Below are 17,162 nucleotides of genomic sequence, written 5' to 3'. Positions count from 1 at the left end.
CCGTTATTTATTTTTACGACGACGTACGATAAATTTATCAGATTTGTTCTTTTTCTTACGTGTCTTGAATCCAAGAGTCGGTTTGCCCCAAGGAGACATTGGTGATTTACGTCCGATTGGCGCGCGACCTTCACCACCACCGTGCGGGTGATCGTTAGGGTTCATTACAGAACCGCGGACTGTAGGGCGGATGCCTTTCCAGCGAGAGCGTCCTGCTTTACCAACGTTGATAAGTTCGTGCTGCTCGTTACCTACTTGACCGATAGAAGCACGGCAAGCAGAAAGGATCATGCGAACTTCACCAGAGTTAAGACGTACAAGAACGTATTTGCCTTCTTTACCAAGAACCTGAGCAGATGTACCAGCTGAACGTACAAGCTGTCCGCCTTTACCAGGTTTTAATTCAATGTTATGCACAACAGTACCAACAGGGATGTTGATAAGCGGAAGTGCGTTACCTACTTTGATGTCAGCTTCAGGGCCGGACATGATTTCAGTACCTACTTGAATTCCTTTTGGTGCAAGAATGTAACGTTTTTCTCCGTCTACATAGTTGATTAGTGCGATGTTAGCTGAACGGTTTGGATCGTATTCAACTGTAGCAACGCGTCCAGGTATACCATCTTTATCGCGTTTGAAGTCGATAACACGGTATTGGCGTTTGTGTCCGCCACCTTGGTGACGTACAGTCAATTTACCTTGGTTGTTACGTCCGCCTTTTTTGTGAAGGGGAGCAAGCAAGGATTTTTCCGGCTGGTCAGTCGTGATTTCAGCAAAATCTGAAGTTGTCATGCCACGACGTCCGTTAGAGGTCGGTTTATACTTTTTAATCGCCATTTTGAATTTCCCTCCTTCTTTTTACAGATAATTAAGCTTCAAAAATTTCGATTTCTTTGCTGTCTGCAGTAAGTTTTACGATCGCTTTTCTGCGACGGCTAGTCATACCAGTATAGCGGCCGACACGTTTTGATTTCCCTTTGTAGTTCATGATGTTGACTTTGTCAACTTTCACTCCAAAGATACTTTCAACTGCATCTTTCACTTCTGTTTTATTAGCTCTTACATCAACTTCAAAAGTATATTTCTTTTCAGTCATTAAATCAGCAGAACGTTCAGTAATGACGGGGCGCTTAAGAACATCACGAGGATCTTTCATTATGCAAGCACCTCCTCTACTTTTTCAACCGCAGCTTTTGTAATCAGAAGCTTCTCGTGGTTGACAACGTCTAACACGTTGATTCCGTTAGCTTGAACAACTGTAACTCCAGGGATGTTGCGTGCAGAAAGAGATACTGCTTCGTTTGCATCCGCAGTTACGATTAAAGCTTTTTTCTCAACAGACAATCCTTTAAGGATAGCTGTCATTTCTTTTGTTTTAACCGTATCAAGAGTAAGATCTTCAAGAACAATAATGTTGTTGTCGTTCACTTTAGAAGACAATACTGATTTGATTGCCAAGCGGCGAACTTTTTTAGGTAATTTGTAAGAATAGCTGCGTGGTGTTGGGCCGAATACGACACCACCTCCGCGCCATTGCGGTGAACGGATTGAACCTTGACGGGCACGACCTGTACCTTTTTGACGCCATGGTTTGCGACCTCCGCCGCGTACTTCAGAACGATTTTTTACTTTGTGAGATCCTTGACGTAAGGAAGCTCTTTGCATAAGAATAGCGTCGAATACTACGCTCTCATTTGGCTCAATTCCAAATACAGAAGCGTTTAATTCGATATCACCAGCAGTAGAACCGTTTTGGTTGTATAATGCTACTTTTGGCATGATCAATTTCCTCCTTTCCTAAGAGACTTATTTAGATTTAACAGCACTTTTTACAGTGATTAAAGTTTTTCTCGCACCAGGTACGTTACCTTTAATCAAAAGAAGATTGCGCTCAGCATCAACTTTTACGATTTCAAGGTTTTGGACAGTGATTTGATCTCCGCCCATGCGTCCAGGTAATAGTTTACCTTTGAATACACGGTTAGGATCTACAGGTCCCATTGAACCAGGACGACGGTGGTAGCGTGAACCGTGAGACATAGGTCCGCGAGATTGTCCGTGGCGCTTGATTGCACCTTGGAAACCTTTACCTTTAGATACTCCTGTTACATCTACGATTTCTCCTGCAGAGAAAATTTCAACCTTGACTTCCTGACCAATTTCATACGCATCCATATCCACGCCGCGTAATTCTTTAACGAAGCGCTTAGGAGCAGTTTCCGCTTTTGCAACGTGTCCTTTTTCCGGTTTGTTTGAAAGCTTTTCACGCTTATCGTCAAAACCAAGCTGGATCGCTTCATAGCCATCGTTTTCAGCTGTTTTCTTTTGAAGAACAACGTTTGGAGCTGCTTCAATAACAGTTACCGGGATAAGATCACCGTTCTCTGCGAATACTTGCGTCATACCAATTTTTCTTCCTAAGATTCCTTTGGTCATTCGTCACACCTCCTATTAAGATCATTCTATATTTTTGAATTAAAGTTTGATTTCGATATCGACACCAGATGGTAAGTCTAATCGCATGAGAGCATCAACAGTTTGTGGTGTTGGGTTCACAATGTCGATTAAACGTTTATGTGTACGCATTTCAAATTGCTCACGAGAATCTTTGTATTTGTGCACCGCACGAAGGATTGTGTAAACTGATTTTTCAGTTGGCAACGGAATCGGACCAGATACGCTGGCACCAGAACGTTTTGCCGTTTCAACAATCTTCTCTGCAGATTGATCAAGGATTCTATGATCATATGCTTTTAAACGAATACGAATTTTTTGTTTTGCCATTATTTTCCCTCCTTTTCGCCTACATCACGTTAGACAGTTCTCCGTGAGAAAAACCTGATCACCTTGCCATGGCAAAGCGGCCGGGTGTGTCAGCAACCTCTCACTTCATCGCAGTCAAAGACCAACATACACTATTATACAGAAAATAGACGTATGTTGCAAGGTTTATTTGAAGAACCTTGTGGTTTTCACACTTTGATTATTATACAGGTGATGTCTTGATTAATCAAGGATATGCCTGTTTTCTTTCAGAGATGGAAAGATGCGAACCGGCTGACAACTTCGGCAAAGCGCTCAGGCTCCTCCAAGTGAGGCGAATGGGCTGAGTTTTCAAACCAGTGCCATTCTTTATACGGCGCTTCAACCATCTGATAATATTCGTAAGATGTCGTTCCCGGAACCGTCAAATCGAATTTGCCTGACATAAAACAGCATGGTATTTCAATAGAAGAAACTGATTCCCCGGCATCAAAGAAAATGAGATCTTCCCACAGATGTTTCAGGCTGAACATTTGTCCCCGCGCAGCCAAAAAGCTCCCTCTCACACCGTACGGTTCCCCAAACAGCATTCGTCCGCCTGCTTTTAGAGCGCCGATCGGATTGTGGGTGAAGCCTCCTCCCTTCATCTCGATACAAAGCAGAATCAGTGACCGCTGCATCTGTCCGTTCCATGGAGGCGCTCCGATAAATTCCAGTGTCTTTTGCAGCAAGCGGTGCTTACGCTCCCTGCTCCATGCTGTCAGCTGCCGGTAAGCTTCTGCTTCCTCCTTTTGGATATTAACCACTTGACTGATACCGATATACCCATAATACAAATCAGATCTCTTTTGAAGAACGTGAAGCGCCAAAACTGATCCCCACGAATAGCCTGCGATATATACTTTTTGCCTGCCGAATTGCTTACATAAACGTTCGGTCAAATGAATGGTGTCGGCCGTCAGCTGATCCAAAGTCATAGATGATTCCGGAATATCTTTTGAATACGAGAGTCCCGCCCCTCTCTGATCCCAGTTCACAACAGTGAAATGCTTCTCCAGCTTGTTTTGGTATTTTCTCGCATAGCCGATCTGAGGGGTGCCGGGACCGCCGTGCAAAAACAGAAGCAGCGGATTATCCCTGTCGTCGCCATTAATCATAATGGTCTGTTCGCTGTCGTTAATCAGCAACTGCTGAAGCATTGAAATCCGTTTGTTTGTCTTGAAGTTATCATTCATCGCACTGCTCCTAAAATTTGTATAATCTCTATTATACATTGAATCAGCCGGGAAACAAAAAAACGAGGCCCCATAAGGGACCCCGCATGTATGAACGAGTCGATTACTCAGTGATTGTAGAAACAACGCCTGAACCAACTGTACGTCCGCCTTCACGAATAGAGAAACGAGTTCCTTCTTCGATAGCGATTGTAGAGATAAGTTCAACGATCATTTCAGTGTTATCTCCAGGCATAACCATTTCTACGCCTTCTGGAAGATTGATGATACCAGTTACGTCAGTTGTACGGAAGTAGAACTGAGGACGGTAGTTAGAGAAGAATGGAGTATGACGTCCACCCTCTTCTTTAGAAAGAACGTAAACTTCAGCTTTGAATTTGCTGTGTGGAGTGATTGTACCTGGTTTAGCAAGTACTTGCCCACGTTGGATGTCTTCACGAGCTACACCGCGAAGAAGTGCACCGATGTTGTCTCCAGCTTCAGCGTAATCAAGAAGCTTACGGAACATTTCAACACCTGTAACAGTTGTTTTGCTGTTTTCTTCTTGAAGACCGATGATTTCAACTTCGTCACCGACTTTAACTTGTCCGCGTTCTACACGGCCAGTAGCAACTGTACCACGACCAGTGATTGAGAATACGTCCTCAACTGGCATCATGAATGGTTTTTCAGTGTCGCGTTCTGGAGTTGGGATGTACTCGTCAACTGCAGCCATAAGTTCAAGAATTTTTTCTTCGTACTCAGCGTCGCCTTCAAGAGCTTTAAGAGCAGAACCTTTAACAACTGGTACATCGTCACCAGGGAAGTCGTATTCGCTAAGAAGATCGCGAACTTCCATTTCAACAAGCTCAAGAAGCTCTTCGTCGTCTACCATGTCGCATTTGTTAAGGAATACAACGATGTATGGTACACCAACGTTTTTAGAAAGAAGGATGTGCTCACGAGTTTGTGGCATTGGGCCATCAGCAGCAGATACTACAAGGATAGCTCCGTCCATTTGCGCAGCACCAGTGATCATGTTTTTAACATAGTCAGCGTGTCCTGGGCAGTCAACGTGTGCATAGTGACGAGTGTCAGTTTCGTACTCAACGTGTGCAGTAGAGATTGTGATACCGCGCTCACGTTCTTCTGGAGCACCATCAATTTGATCGTACGCCATAGCTGTACCTTTACCAGATTTCTTATGAAGTACTGTTGAGATAGCAGCAGTTAATGTTGTTTTACCATGGTCAACGTGTCCAATTGTACCGATATTGGCATGTGATTTGGAACGGTCGAATTTTTCTTTAGCCATTCTAAAATCCTCCTTAAGAGCTTTTAATTAGTGATGTATAGAGTGATAGAAAGTGAAAGCAAGCTTTCACTTCCTCATCTTACAATAGTAGTTATACTTGAGTTAAGTGGCAAAATCAATTATTCGCCTTTATTTTTTTTGATAATTTCTTCAGCAATGCTCTTCGGCACTTCTTCGTAGTGATCCATGAACATAGTGAACGTACCGCGACCTTGCGTGTTAGAACGAAGGGCAGTAGCGTAACCGAACATTTCAGCAAGAGGTACCATCGCACGCACAACTTGAGCGTTACCGCGCGCTTCCATACCTTCTACGCGTCCGCGGCGAGAAGTAATATCGCCCATGATGTCTCCCATGTATTCTTCAGGAATAACCACTTCAACTTTCATGACTGGTTCAAGAAGAACTGGGTTACATTTGCTGACTGCATTTTTCAATGCCATAGAAGCAGCGACTTTAAACGCCATTTCGTTTGAGTCAACATCATGGTAAGATCCATCAAAAAGTTTCGCCTTGATGTCGATTAGCGGGAATCCTGCTAGGACACCATTTTCAAGAGAGTCTTCGAGACCTGCTTGTACGGCTGGGATGTATTCACGAGGAACAACACCACCGACGATTGCGTTTTCGAATTCAAAGCCTGCGCCTTCTTCGTTCGGTTCAAATTCGATCCAAACGTGACCGAACTGACCGCGTCCGCCTGATTGACGTACGAATTTACCTTCAACTTTTGCACCGCTACGGAATGTCTCACGGTACGCAACTTGAGGAGCACCAACGTTAGCTTCAACTTTGAACTCACGCTTCATACGATCAACAATGATATCAAGGTGAAGCTCACCCATACCAGAGATGATTGTTTGACCCGTTTCAGGGTTTGTTTGTGTGCGGAATGTAGGATCTTCTTCAGCAAGTTTTGCTAAAGCGATACCCATTTTATCTTGGTCAGCTTTTGATTTAGGCTCAATCGCTACGTCGATAACTGGCTCTGGGAATTCCATGGATTCAAGGATTACAAGATCCTTCTCATCACAAAGAGTATCTCCAGTAGAAGTATCTTTTAGACCTACAGCAGCTGCGATGTCTCCAGCGTAAACAGTAGAGATCTCTTCACGGCTGTTAGCGTGCATTTGAAGGATACGTCCTACGCGCTCACGCTTGCCTTTTGTAGAGTTCTTTACATATGAACCGGAATCAAGTGTACCGGAATATACGCGGAAGAACGTCAGCTTACCGACATAAGGGTCAGTCATAACTTTAAATGCAAGTGCAGAGAATGGCTCTTCATCAGAAGAATGACGAACGATCTCTTCATCTGTATCAGGACGTACACCTTTGATTGCAGCAACATCAGTTGGCGCAGGAAGGTAGTCAAGAACAGCATCAAGTACAAGCTGAACACCTTTGTTTTTGAAAGCAGAACCAACAAGTACAGGGTAGAATTCAACATTCAGTGTACCTTTACGGATTGCAGCTTTCAGTTCAGGGATAGTGATTTCTTCACCTTCAAGGTACTTTTCCATAAGCTCTTCATCAAGCTCAGCTACAGCTTCAATCAGGCTGTTGCGAAGCTCTTCAGCTTGTTCTTTGTACTCTTCAGGGATTTCTTTCGCATCTGAACGAGTTCCAAGGTCATCTTCGTAGAAATACGCAACGTTTTCTACTAAGTCGATGATACCTTCGAAGTTGTCTTCAGCACCGATCGGCAATTGAATTGCGTGAGCGTTAGCTTGAAGACGGTCTCTTAAAGTTCCTACAGAGTAAAGGAAGTCTGCGCCGATTTTGTCCATTTTGTTGACAAATACAACACGCGGCACTCCGTAAGTTGTTGCTTGGCGCCATACAGTTTCTGTCTGAGGCTCAACACCTGATTGAGCATCAAGTACAGCAACCGCACCATCAAGTACACGGAGTGAACGTTCAACTTCAACTGTGAAGTCCACGTGTCCCGGTGTATCGATGATGTTTACACGGTAACCTTTCCACTGTGCAGTTGTTGCTGCAGAAGTGATTGTGATACCGCGTTCTTGTTCCTGCTCCATCCAGTCCATTTGCGAAGCACCTTCGTGAGTTTCGCCAATTTTGTGGATACGGCCTGTGTAGAACAAGATCCGTTCTGTAGTCGTCGTTTTACCGGCATCGATGTGAGCCATGATCCCGATATTACGAGTTTTTTCTAAGGAGAACTCTCTTGCCATTGGGTAATTTCTCCTTCCTTATTAGGGAATTATTATTTTGATTATATGAATCCTACCAGCGGTAGTGAGCAAATGCTTTGTTCGCTTCTGCCATCTTGTGAGTGTCTTCACGTTTCTTAACGGCAGCACCAGTGTTGTTAGCTGCATCAAGAATTTCGTTAGCCAGGCGCTCTTCCATTGTTTTTTCTCCGCGAAGACGCGCATAGTTAACCAACCAGCGAAGACCAAGAGTTGTACGGCGTTCTGGACGAACTTCTACAGGCACTTGGTAGTTAGCTCCACCTACACGGCGTGCTTTTACTTCAAGTACAGGCATGATGTTTTTCAATGCTTGTTCGAAAACCTCCATTGCATCATTGCCAGTGCGTTCTTTAATGATATCGAATGACTTGTATAGGATTGTTTGAGATTTACCTTTTTTACCGTCGATCATCATTTTGTTGATCAGGCGGGATACCAGCTTAGAGTTGTAAAGCGGATCAGGTAAAACATCTCTTTTTGCTACAGGACCTTTACGTGGCATCTGAATATCCTCCCTTCATAGTTTTAATGATTTATTTAATTACTTTGCTTTAGGGCGTTTCGTACCGTACTTAGAACGGCCTTGCGCACGGTTTTCAACTCCGGCAGTATCAAGCGCACCACGAACGATGTGGTAGCGTACCCCCGGTAAGTCTTTTACACGTCCGCCGCGGATCAGTACAACGCTGTGCTCTTGCAGGTTGTGACCGATACCAGGAATGTAGGCAGTAACCTCGATTCCGTTAGTCAAACGAACACGAGCATATTTACGAAGTGCTGAGTTCGGTTTTTTCGGTGTCATTGTACCCACACGAGTACATACCCCGCGTTTTTGTGGAGAAGATACGTTAGTGTGCTCTTTTTTAAAGCTGTTGTATCCTTTGTTTAGTGCAGGTGACTTAGAGTTTTCAACTTTGCTCACGCGTCCCTTGCGAATTAGCTGATTAATTGTAGGCATGTTGTGTTCCTCCCTTCATTACGTTTTATAACCCACATACCCAGGTGGTTCATCATTAGGCAAAAAACAATGTCTTTACACAAGATTGAAATCTTATATAAAAACAAAAAGTACGCTATAACATAATGGCAACAGCTGCTGCTCCCACTTCAATTCCGCAGGCTTTGCCGAGCTTTTTCATGGAATCTACCATACAGACGTCGATGTCTCGGTTCTTTGCAAGCTGGATAACGCCAGCCGTAAGAACTGTATCCGCGTCTTTTGCCACGACGACTTCCTTTACTGAACCTCGTTTCAGAGCTTTCACTGTTTGCTTCGTACCAATAATAATTGATTTGGCCTGTGATACTTTATCATAAGACATAAACATATCCTCCAAAGTAACAGGTTTTATTTCGAGCACCTTGGTTATATTATCACTCTGCGGAACGGATGTCAACATCGTATGACATTTTTTAGTGCAGTCCGCCGCCAGAATAATTGTAATACTGAGGAAAAGCTGTCGAAACAGCCTTTCCTGCAGCAGTTTCCATTATTCAGCCGGAACCATATCTTCCGAAGGCTGAACGTTTGAAACAGGTTTTACTTTTCTGTAATTCATCATACCGGTACCGGCCGGAACCAGTTTACCGATGATAACATTTTCTTTCAGGCCGAGAAGCTCATCGCGCTTGCCTTTAATCGCAGCATCCGTAAGAACGCGTGTTGTTTCTTGGAATGATGCGGCAGACAAGAATGAATCTGTCTCGAGTGAAGCTTTCGTGATACCGAGAAGGACAGGACGCCCTGTAGCAGGCCGGTTGCCTTCAAGCAGCACTTTTTTGTTCGCTTCTGTGAATTGGTGAATATCAAGCAATGTGCCAGGAAGAACATCAGTATCTCCGGCATCGATCACACGGACTTTGCGAAGCATCTGGCGAACCATTACTTCTACGTGTTTATCGCCGATTTCAACCCCCTGCATACGGTAAACCTTCTGAACCTCGTGCAGAAGATATTCTTGAACCGTTGTCAGGTCAGTGACTTTAAGAAGTTCTTTCGGATCGATAGAACCTTCTGTCAGCACTTGACCGCGGGTAATCTGATCACCCTCAGCCACTTTCAGGCGTGAGTTGTAAGGTGCTGTGTATGAACGTGTCTCAACAGCGCCTTGAACAACAATTTCCTGCTGTTTGTCGCGGACTTCATTGATTTCGGCAATTGTACCGTCAATCTCAGAAATCGTCGCTTGACCTTTAGGATTACGCGCTTCGAAAAGCTCTTGGATACGCGGAAGACCTTGTGTGATATCGTCTCCGGCAACCCCGCCTGTGTGGAACGTACGCATTGTTAACTGTGTTCCAGGCTCACCGATAGATTGGGCGGCGATAATACCTACTGCTTCGCCGACTTCAACATCAGTTCCGGTTGCAAGGTTTCGTCCGTAGCATCGTTTACATACACCATGAGGAGTGTTACATGTGAACGCGGAGCGGATCCACACTTCTTCGATTCCGGCTTCAACGATTTCCAGCGCTTTATCTTCATCGATCAATTCGTTTTCGTTAATGAGCACAGCACCCGTTTCAGGATGTTTGATCTGTTTTCTGGCGAAACGTCCGATCAGACGCTCTTCCAGACGCTCGATGATTTCCGTACCTTCTTTAAGCGGTTTTGCAAGAATACCGCGGTCAGTTCCGCAATCTGTTTCACGAATGATAACATCCTGCGCAACATCAACAAGACGGCGTGTAAGGTAACCTGAGTCAGCTGTTTTCAGGGCGGTATCGGCAAGACCTTTACGCGCACCGTGAGTGGAGATAAAGTACTCCAATACCGTCAGACCTTCACGGAAACTTGATTTGATAGGCAATTCAATGATTCGTCCAGCCGGGTTGGCCATCAGACCGCGCATACCCGCAAGCTGCGTAAAGTTAGATGCGTTACCACGGGCTCCTGAGTCACTCATCATGTAGATCGGGTTGACTTCGTCTAATGATTTCATCAGTTTGCCTTGGATAACATCTTTCGCTGAACTCCAAATTGAAATGACTCTTTCATATCGTTCTTCTTCGGTGATTAAACCGCGTCTGAACTGTTTCAAGACATTATCAACTTTGCTTTGTGCTTCTTCGAGGATTTCCTGCTTATCATCGAGAACGACGATATCAGAAACCCCTACCGTGATACCAGCTTTCGTTGAATATCTGAAACCGAGGTTTTTCATGCGGTCAAGCATCTTAGACGTTTCCGTGATATGGAATCGTTTAAAGATTTCCGCGATGATTTTACCCAAAATACCTTTTTTAAACGGTGCGTTGATCGGCTGCTCTGCAATCACAGCTTTTACGTCAGCACCTTTATCTAAGAAGAAACGGTCAGGCGTTTTCTCTTCAATGTTGCTCTTCGTAGGTTCATTCATGTAAGGGAATGACTCAGGGAGAATTTCATTGAAGACCAACTTACCGACTGTTGTAATTAACAGTTTTGAACGCTGCTCATCCGTAAATGTCACATTCTTCAGGGAGTTCGCTGCAACAGCTACTCTCGTATGAAGGTGAACATAACCGTTTTGATAAGCAAGAAGCGCTTCGTCCGTATTTTTGAAGACCATACCCTCGCCGACTGCTCCGGCGCGCTCAAGTGTCAGGTAGTAGTTTCCTAATACCATATCCTGAGACGGCGTAACAACCGGTTTACCATCTTTAGGGTTCAAGATGTTTTGGGCCGCAAGCATCAGAATGCGGGCCTCAGCTTGAGCCTCAGCTGATAAAGGTACGTGAACCGCCATTTGGTCACCGTCAAAGTCAGCGTTATAAGCTGTACATACTAACGGGTGAAGACGGATGGCGCGTCCTTCAACAAGCGTAGGTTCGAAAGCCTGGATACCTAATCTGTGAAGCGTAGGGGCACGGTTCAGTAAGACCGGATGCTCCTTAATGACAGATTCAAGTACATCCCATACTTCTGGCTGCACGCGTTCGATTTTGCGTTTTGCGCTCTTGATGTTGTGAGCGAGACCTTTTTCAACAAGCTCTTTCATAACGAATGGCTTGAAGAGCTCAAGCGCCATTTCCTTCGGCAATCCGCACTGATACATTTTCAGATGCGGACCTACGACGATAACGGAACGTCCTGAGTAGTCTACACGTTTACCAAGAAGGTTCTGACGGAAACGTCCTTGTTTCCCTTTCAGCATGTGAGAAAGAGATTTTAACGGTCTGTTACCAGGACCTGTTACAGGACGTCCGCGGCGGCCGTTGTCAATTAAAGCATCGACAGCCTCTTGAAGCATACGTTTTTCGTTCTGAACGATGATGCTTGGCGCACCAAGGTCCAAAAGGCGTTTCAAACGGTTGTTACGGTTGATGACACGACGGTAAAGGTCATTCAGGTCAGACGTTGCGAAACGTCCGCCGTCAAGCTGAACCATCGGTCTTAATTCAGGCGGAATAACCGGAAGCACGTCGAGAATCATCCAAGACGGCTTGTTTCCTGAATTACGGAAGGCTTCAAGCACTTCAAGGCGTTTGATCGCACGTGTGCGGCGCTGGCCTTGAGAAGTTTTCAGCTCTTCTTTTAACATATCAACTTCTTTGACAAGGTCGATGTCCTGCAGAAGTTTATTAATGGCTTCCGCACCCATAGAGGCTTGGAATTTGTTTCCGTACTTATCCAGATACGCACGGTATTCCTTTTCGGATAAAAGCTGTTTCTTTTCGAGCGGTGTATTGGCCGGGTCAGTTACGACGTAAGAAGCAAAGTAGATGACTTCTTCCAGCGCACGCGGTGACATATCCAATACAAGACCCATACGGCTCGGAATACCTTTGAAATACCAAATGTGAGAAACCGGGGCAGCCAGTTCAATATGCCCCATTCTCTCACGACGGACTTTAGCCCGCGTTACTTCAACTCCGCAACGGTCACAAACTACGCCTTTATAACGAACCCGCTTGTACTTGCCGCAATGACATTCCCAGTCCTTAGTCGGTCCGAAAATGCGTTCGCAGAACAGGCCGTCCTTTTCAGGTTTCAATGTACGATAGTTTATCGTTTCAGGCTTTTTCACTTCACCAAAAGACCATGAACGGATTTTATCCGGTGAAGCAAGACCGATGTTCATATACTCAAAATTGTTCACATCTAGCAAGGGGCCTACCTCCCTTTTTATCTTCGGATTAACCGATGTCACTTGCCTTTATCAATCACAGACTATTCTTTCGTTACTGCGTCACGTTCAACGTCTGGAGATGCTGTTTCTTCCGGCGCTTCATCACCTGATAATGCAAGGCCGTCAGCTTGTTTCGCATCTTCCTCGTCTTCTAGATCTCTCATTTCTATTTCTTCTTCATCGCCTGAAAGGATTTTCACGTCCATACCTAAGCTTTGAAGCTCTTTGATCAATACTTTGAATGATTCCGGAACACCAGGCTCTGGAACATTGTCGCCTTTGACGATGGCTTCATATGTTTTCACACGTCCGACCACGTCATCGGACTTCACAGTCAGGATTTCTTGAAGCGTGTAAGCTGCGCCGTAAGCTTCAAGCGCCCAAACCTCCATCTCACCGAAACGCTGTCCGCCGAATTGGGCTTTACCGCCGAGAGGCTGCTGCGTAACAAGTGAGTAAGGACCTGTAGAACGGGCATGAAGTTTATCATCAACCATGTGTGCCAGTTTGATCATGTACATGATTCCGACAGATACACGGTTGTCGAACGGTTCTCCCGTACGGCCGTCATAAAGGACTGTTTTAGCGTCTCTTGACATGCCTGCTTCTTCAAGTGTTTCCCACACATCTTCTTCACGCGCGCCGTCAAATACAGGTGACGCGATGTGAATGCCGAGGTAGCGGGCAGCCATACCCATGTGAAGTTCTAATACCTGACCGATATTCATACGTGATGGTACACCCAGCGGGTTAAGCATGATATCGATCGGCGTGCCGTCAGGAAGGTAAGGCATATCTTCTTCAGGAAGAATCTTCGAGATAACCCCTTTGTTTCCGTGACGTCCGGCCATTTTATCACCTTCAGAAATCTTACGTTTCTGAACGATATATACGCGTACAAGCTGGTTCACTCCCGGAGGAAGTTCGTCTCCGTCTTCACGGTTGAAGACTTTTACGTCGTGGATAATTCCGCCGCCGCCATGAGGCACACGGAGGGAAGTATCACGGACTTCACGCGCTTTTTCTCCAAAGATTGCGTGCAGAAGGCGTTCTTCAGCCGTAAGCTCAGTTACACCTTTAGGCGTTACTTTACCCACGAGAAGGTCTCCGTCGTTGACTTCCGCGCCGATACGGATAATTCCGCGGTCATCAAGGTTGCGAAGCGCGTCTTCCCCTACGTTTGGAATATCGCGGGTGATCTCTTCCGGTCCAAGCTTTGTATCACGTGCTTCTGATTCATATTCTTCAATGTGAATAGATGTGTATACATCATCTTTCACAAGACGTTCACTCATGATGATGGCATCCTCATAGTTGTAGCCATCCCATGTCATGAAGCCGACCATTACGTTGCGGCCGAGAGCAAGTTCACCAAGCTCCATTGAAGGGCCGTCAGCAAGGATTTCTCCTTTTACTACTTCATCGCCGACACTGACGATCGGACGCTGGTTGTAGCACGTACCTTGGTTGGAGCGGACAAATTTCAGCAAGCTGTACTTATCCAGGTTGCCTTTTACTTTTTGGCCGTCAATTTCTTCATAGCGGCGCACCCATACGTTTTTCGCTTCCACCCGTTCAACGATACCAGGGTGTTTACAAATAACGGCTGCACCGGAGTCTTTACCGGATACGTATTCCATACCCGTTCCGACGATCGGAGCTTCAGGCTGCATCAAAGGCACAGCCTGACGCTGCATGTTCGCTCCCATAAGGGCACGGTTCGAGTCATCGTTTTCCAAGAACGGAATACATGCTGTCGCAGCAGATACAACCTGTTTAGGAGATACGTCCATGTAATCCACGCGGTTGCGGGCTACAACGGTGTTTTCCCCTCTGAAACGGGCTACGATGCTGTCATCCAAGAAAGAACCGTCATCGCTCAGCTTAGCGTTCGCTTGGGCTACGACATAGTTATCCTCTTCATCAGCAGTCAAGTAGTCGATTCTAGGCGTTACTTTTCCTGTTTCAGGATCAACGCGGCGGTATGGCGTCTCAATGAAACCAAAGCGGTTTACTTTCGCAAATGATGACAATGAGTTGATCAAACCGATGTTCGGACCCTCAGGCGTTTCAATCGGACACATACGGCCATAGTGAGAGTAGTGAACGTCACGTACTTCCATACCTGCACGCTCACGCGTCAAACCGCCCGGTCCAAGAGCTGACAGACGGCGTTTGTGCGTCAATTCAGCAAGCGGGTTCGTCTGGTCCATGAATTGAGAAAGCTGTGAGCTTCCGAAGAACTCTTTAATAGACGCAATAACAGGTCTGATGTTAATCAGCTGCTGCGGCGTGATTGTATTTGTGTCTTGAATAGACATTCTTTCACGTACGACACGTTCCATCCGGCTTAAACCGATACGGAATTGGTTTTGCAGGAGCTCACCTACAGAACGCAGGCGGCGGTTTCCGAGATGGTCGATATCGTCAGTGTCGCCCACTCCGTGCAGGAGATTGAAGAAGTAGCTGATAGAAGAAATAATATCAGCAGGCGTAATGTTTTTAATCGCCTCTTCAATGTAAGCATTGCCGATCACATTGATCGTCTGCTCTCCTTCTGCATCAGTAGGAGCATAGATTTTAATGGATTGAAGCATCACTTCATCCTCGACAACGCCGCCGTTAGGATAAAGTTTTCTGAAGCCGATTCCATTTTCTAAGTATGGCAGTACTTTATCAAGTGTTCTTCTGTCAAGAATCTGCCCTTTTTCAGCGAGGATTTCACCTGTTTCAGGATCAACCAGTGTTTCTGCAAGGCGCTGGTTAAACAGACGGTTCTTGATATGAAGCTTTTTATTAATTTTATAGCGTCCTACATTCGCAAGGTCGTATCGCTTAGGATCAAAGAAACGGGAATCCAGCAAACTTTTTGCGTTTTCTACTGTAGGCGGCTCTCCCGGACGAAGGCGCTCATAGATTTCAAGAAGCGCTTTGTCACTGTTTTCAGTGTTGTCCTTATCCAGTGTATTGCGGAGATATTCGTTCTCACCAATGAGATCGAGAATCTCTTGATCGGAACCGAAGCCGAGAGCACGCAAAAGAACCGTAACCGGCAACTTACGTGTGCGATCAATGCGGACATACACAACATCTTTCGCATCAGTTTCGTATTCTAACCATGCGCCACGGTTTGGAATGACAGTCGCGGTAAAACCTTTCTTACCGTTTTTGTCTACTTTACCACTGAAATATACACTTGGAGACCGAACAAGCTGAGATACGATAACACGTTCTGCACCGTTGATGATAAAAGTACCGGTATCTGTCATAATAGGGAAATCACCCATGAAGACATCCTGGTCTTTTACCTCTCCAGTTTCTTTGTTAATTAAACGAACCTTCACTCTTAGCGGAGCTGAGTAAGTCACATCACGTTCTTTTGACTCTTCAACGGGATACTTAGGATCTCCTAAACTGTAGTCAATGAACTCAAGAGAGAGGTTACCAGTGAAATCCTCAATTGGTGATATGTCTTGAAACATCTCTCTAAGACCCTCATCAAGAAACCACTGATAAGAAGAGGTTTGAATTTCAATGAGATTTGGTAATTCTAACACTTCGCTAATGCGAGCATAGCTTCTGCGCTGGCGGTGTCGTCCATACTGAACTAGTTGACCTGTCAACTGATTCACCCCTCAAATCATGCGTATTATATGTGTAATAAGCATTCCTTACGATGAAGAAATACTTTTACAAGACAAAAGAAAAAAGGGTTTCTAATTAAGAAAACCACATCCAAAAACAAATACCGATTTTATTAGCATTTCCATGTTTGTATAATTTATACATGCACTATGATTATTCAGCATATCATGCAAAATATATACATTGGCATTTTACAATATTAACATAGCTGAAAATTCAAGTCAAACTTTTTTTGCTTTTATGATATAATAGCCTTTCTTTTTTTGAACGACGGAAACTTCGTCAAAAAGCTCCTTCAGTTTTTCAATGGCAGAAGGCCCGCCCTGTTTTTTCTGTATAACGATCCACAACTCACCTGAAGCCCTTAAATGCTCAGCGCTTTTTTCAAAAATGGCATGGACAACTTTTTTTCCGGCGCGGATTGGGGGGTTTGTAATAATAGAAGCAAATGTTTGAGCAGAATCAATATTTGAAAATAAATCACTCTGATAAATCCGAACGTTTTTTATTCCGTTTTTTTCTGCATTTTCATTTGACAGCTCTACGGCTCTTTCATTCACGTCAATCATGTGCACGGTCCGGTCTGTAAATTCACCGGCGAGCGACAGACCGATCGGGCCGTAGCCGCAGCCTGCATCCAGGAAGTCACCATCAACCTCAGGCTCTTCAAACGCTTCAATTAAGACACGCGAACCGAAATCAACTTCCTTTTTTGAGAAAACGCCGCTGTCACTTGTGAATGTATAAGATCTGTTCCGCAGTGTAAATGACCATGTCTGTTTATCGCTTTTGACTGAAGGTTTTTCTGAATAATAGTGTTCACTCATTATTAGAACCTCCTTTTTTAATGGCGCTTAAAGAAAAGCAAAGAAAAAGCCCGCCTCATAAAAGCGAG

At 44.9% G+C, this 17,162-nt stretch carries 14 protein-coding genes; all 14 read right to left on the bottom strand.

The window, feature by feature from the left end; genetic code table 11:
- Positions 1-3: 3 nt before the first annotated feature.
- Positions 4-837, bottom strand: a complete 834-nt coding sequence (gene rplB / locus AADZ70_RS15695) for a 50S ribosomal protein L2 (RefSeq protein WP_003156470.1) — start codon at positions 835-837, stop codon at positions 4-6.
- A gap of 31 nt (positions 838-868) precedes the next feature.
- Positions 869-1,156, bottom strand: coding sequence for a 50S ribosomal protein L23 (gene rplW / locus AADZ70_RS15690; protein ID WP_003156467.1), 288 nt, complete (start codon positions 1,154-1,156; stop codon positions 869-871).
- Positions 1,156-1,779 (bottom strand): 50S ribosomal protein L4, encoded by a 624-nt coding sequence (rplD, locus tag AADZ70_RS15685; RefSeq protein ID WP_016935901.1) that lies wholly within the window; start codon positions 1,777-1,779, stop codon positions 1,156-1,158. The genes rplW and rplD overlap by 1 nt, the downstream gene beginning before the upstream one ends.
- A gap of 27 nt (positions 1,780-1,806) precedes the next feature.
- Positions 1,807-2,436: a 50S ribosomal protein L3 gene (rplC, locus tag AADZ70_RS15680; RefSeq protein ID WP_007410402.1), complete on the bottom strand. Its 630-nt coding sequence runs from the start codon at positions 2,434-2,436 to the stop codon at positions 1,807-1,809.
- Between the two features lie 39 nt (positions 2,437-2,475).
- Positions 2,476-2,784: a 30S ribosomal protein S10 gene (gene rpsJ, locus AADZ70_RS15675; protein WP_003156464.1), complete on the bottom strand. Its 309-nt coding sequence runs from the start codon at positions 2,782-2,784 to the stop codon at positions 2,476-2,478.
- A gap of 248 nt (positions 2,785-3,032) precedes the next feature.
- Positions 3,033-3,998, bottom strand: a complete 966-nt coding sequence (locus AADZ70_RS15670; protein ID WP_045927003.1) for an alpha/beta hydrolase — start codon at positions 3,996-3,998, stop codon at positions 3,033-3,035.
- A 103-nt stretch (positions 3,999-4,101) separates the two neighbouring features.
- The gene (gene tuf / locus AADZ70_RS15665) at positions 4,102-5,292 is read right to left on the bottom strand and encodes an elongation factor Tu (RefSeq protein ID WP_003156451.1); all 1,191 of its coding nucleotides are present in this window, start codon (positions 5,290-5,292) and stop codon (positions 4,102-4,104) included.
- A gap of 119 nt (positions 5,293-5,411) precedes the next feature.
- On the bottom strand, positions 5,412-7,490 hold the full coding sequence (fusA, locus tag AADZ70_RS15660; protein WP_016935903.1) for an elongation factor G: 2,079 nt from the start codon (positions 7,488-7,490) through the stop codon (positions 5,412-5,414).
- A 52-nt stretch (positions 7,491-7,542) separates the two neighbouring features.
- Positions 7,543-8,013 (bottom strand): 30S ribosomal protein S7, encoded by a 471-nt coding sequence (gene rpsG / locus AADZ70_RS15655; protein ID WP_003156447.1) that lies wholly within the window; start codon positions 8,011-8,013, stop codon positions 7,543-7,545.
- A gap of 39 nt (positions 8,014-8,052) precedes the next feature.
- Positions 8,053-8,469, bottom strand: coding sequence for a 30S ribosomal protein S12 (gene rpsL / locus AADZ70_RS15650; RefSeq protein WP_003156445.1), 417 nt, complete (start codon positions 8,467-8,469; stop codon positions 8,053-8,055).
- 115 nt (positions 8,470-8,584) lie between these two features.
- Positions 8,585-8,833 (bottom strand): 50S ribosomal protein L7ae-like protein, encoded by a 249-nt coding sequence (locus AADZ70_RS15645; RefSeq protein WP_045927004.1) that lies wholly within the window; start codon positions 8,831-8,833, stop codon positions 8,585-8,587.
- Positions 8,834-9,001: 168 nt separating this feature from the next.
- Positions 9,002-12,601: a DNA-directed RNA polymerase subunit beta' gene (gene rpoC / locus AADZ70_RS15640; RefSeq protein ID WP_016935905.1), complete on the bottom strand. Its 3,600-nt coding sequence runs from the start codon at positions 12,599-12,601 to the stop codon at positions 9,002-9,004.
- 62 nt (positions 12,602-12,663) lie between these two features.
- Positions 12,664-16,245 carry a DNA-directed RNA polymerase subunit beta gene (gene rpoB / locus AADZ70_RS15635; RefSeq protein WP_003156440.1) on the bottom strand — a complete coding sequence of 1,194 codons (3,582 nt, stop codon included), beginning with the start codon at positions 16,243-16,245 and terminating at the stop codon, positions 12,664-12,666.
- Between the two features lie 243 nt (positions 16,246-16,488).
- Positions 16,489-17,094 carry a class I SAM-dependent methyltransferase gene (locus tag AADZ70_RS15630; protein WP_016935906.1) on the bottom strand — a complete coding sequence of 202 codons (606 nt, stop codon included), beginning with the start codon at positions 17,092-17,094 and terminating at the stop codon, positions 16,489-16,491.
- Between the last annotated feature and the right edge of the window lie 68 nt (positions 17,095-17,162).

It is taken from the genome of Bacillus sp. YBsi01 (assembly GCF_038406745.1).
GTDB lineage: Bacteria > Bacillota > Bacilli > Bacillales > Bacillaceae > Bacillus > Bacillus siamensis.
The sequence above is the reverse complement of the archived record's forward strand: the minus strand, read 5'-3'. Positions and strand labels throughout refer to the sequence as shown.

Bases quoted from the DNA above. Each gene is read 5' to 3' on its own strand.
- tuf (WP_003156451.1), bottom strand. From the start codon at position 5,292: ATGGCTAAAGAAAAATTCGACCGTTCCAAATCACATGCCAATATCGGT.
- rplD (WP_016935901.1), bottom strand. From the start codon at position 1,779: ATGCCAAAAGTAGCATTATACAACCAAAACGGTTCTACTGCTGGTGAT.
- AADZ70_RS15645 (WP_045927004.1), bottom strand. From the start codon at position 8,833: ATGTCTTATGATAAAGTATCACAGGCCAAATCAATTATTATTGGTACG.
- rpsJ (WP_003156464.1), bottom strand. From the start codon at position 2,784: ATGGCAAAACAAAAAATTCGTATTCGTTTAAAAGCATATGATCATAGA.
- AADZ70_RS15630 (WP_016935906.1), bottom strand. From the start codon at position 17,094: ATGAGTGAACACTATTATTCAGAAAAACCTTCAGTCAAAAGCGATAAA.
- fusA (WP_016935903.1), bottom strand. From the start codon at position 7,490: ATGGCAAGAGAGTTCTCCTTAGAAAAAACTCGTAATATCGGGATCATG.
- rplW (WP_003156467.1), bottom strand. From the start codon at position 1,156: ATGAAAGATCCTCGTGATGTTCTTAAGCGCCCCGTCATTACTGAACGT.
- rpsL (WP_003156445.1), bottom strand. From the start codon at position 8,469: ATGCCTACAATTAATCAGCTAATTCGCAAGGGACGCGTGAGCAAAGTT.
- rplB (WP_003156470.1), bottom strand. From the start codon at position 837: ATGGCGATTAAAAAGTATAAACCGACCTCTAACGGACGTCGTGGCATG.
- AADZ70_RS15670 (WP_045927003.1), bottom strand. From the start codon at position 3,998: ATGAATGATAACTTCAAGACAAACAAACGGATTTCAATGCTTCAGCAG.
- rpsG (WP_003156447.1), bottom strand. From the start codon at position 8,013: ATGCCACGTAAAGGTCCTGTAGCAAAAAGAGATGTTTTACCTGATCCG.
- rplC (WP_007410402.1), bottom strand. From the start codon at position 2,436: ATGACCAAAGGAATCTTAGGAAGAAAAATTGGTATGACGCAAGTATTC.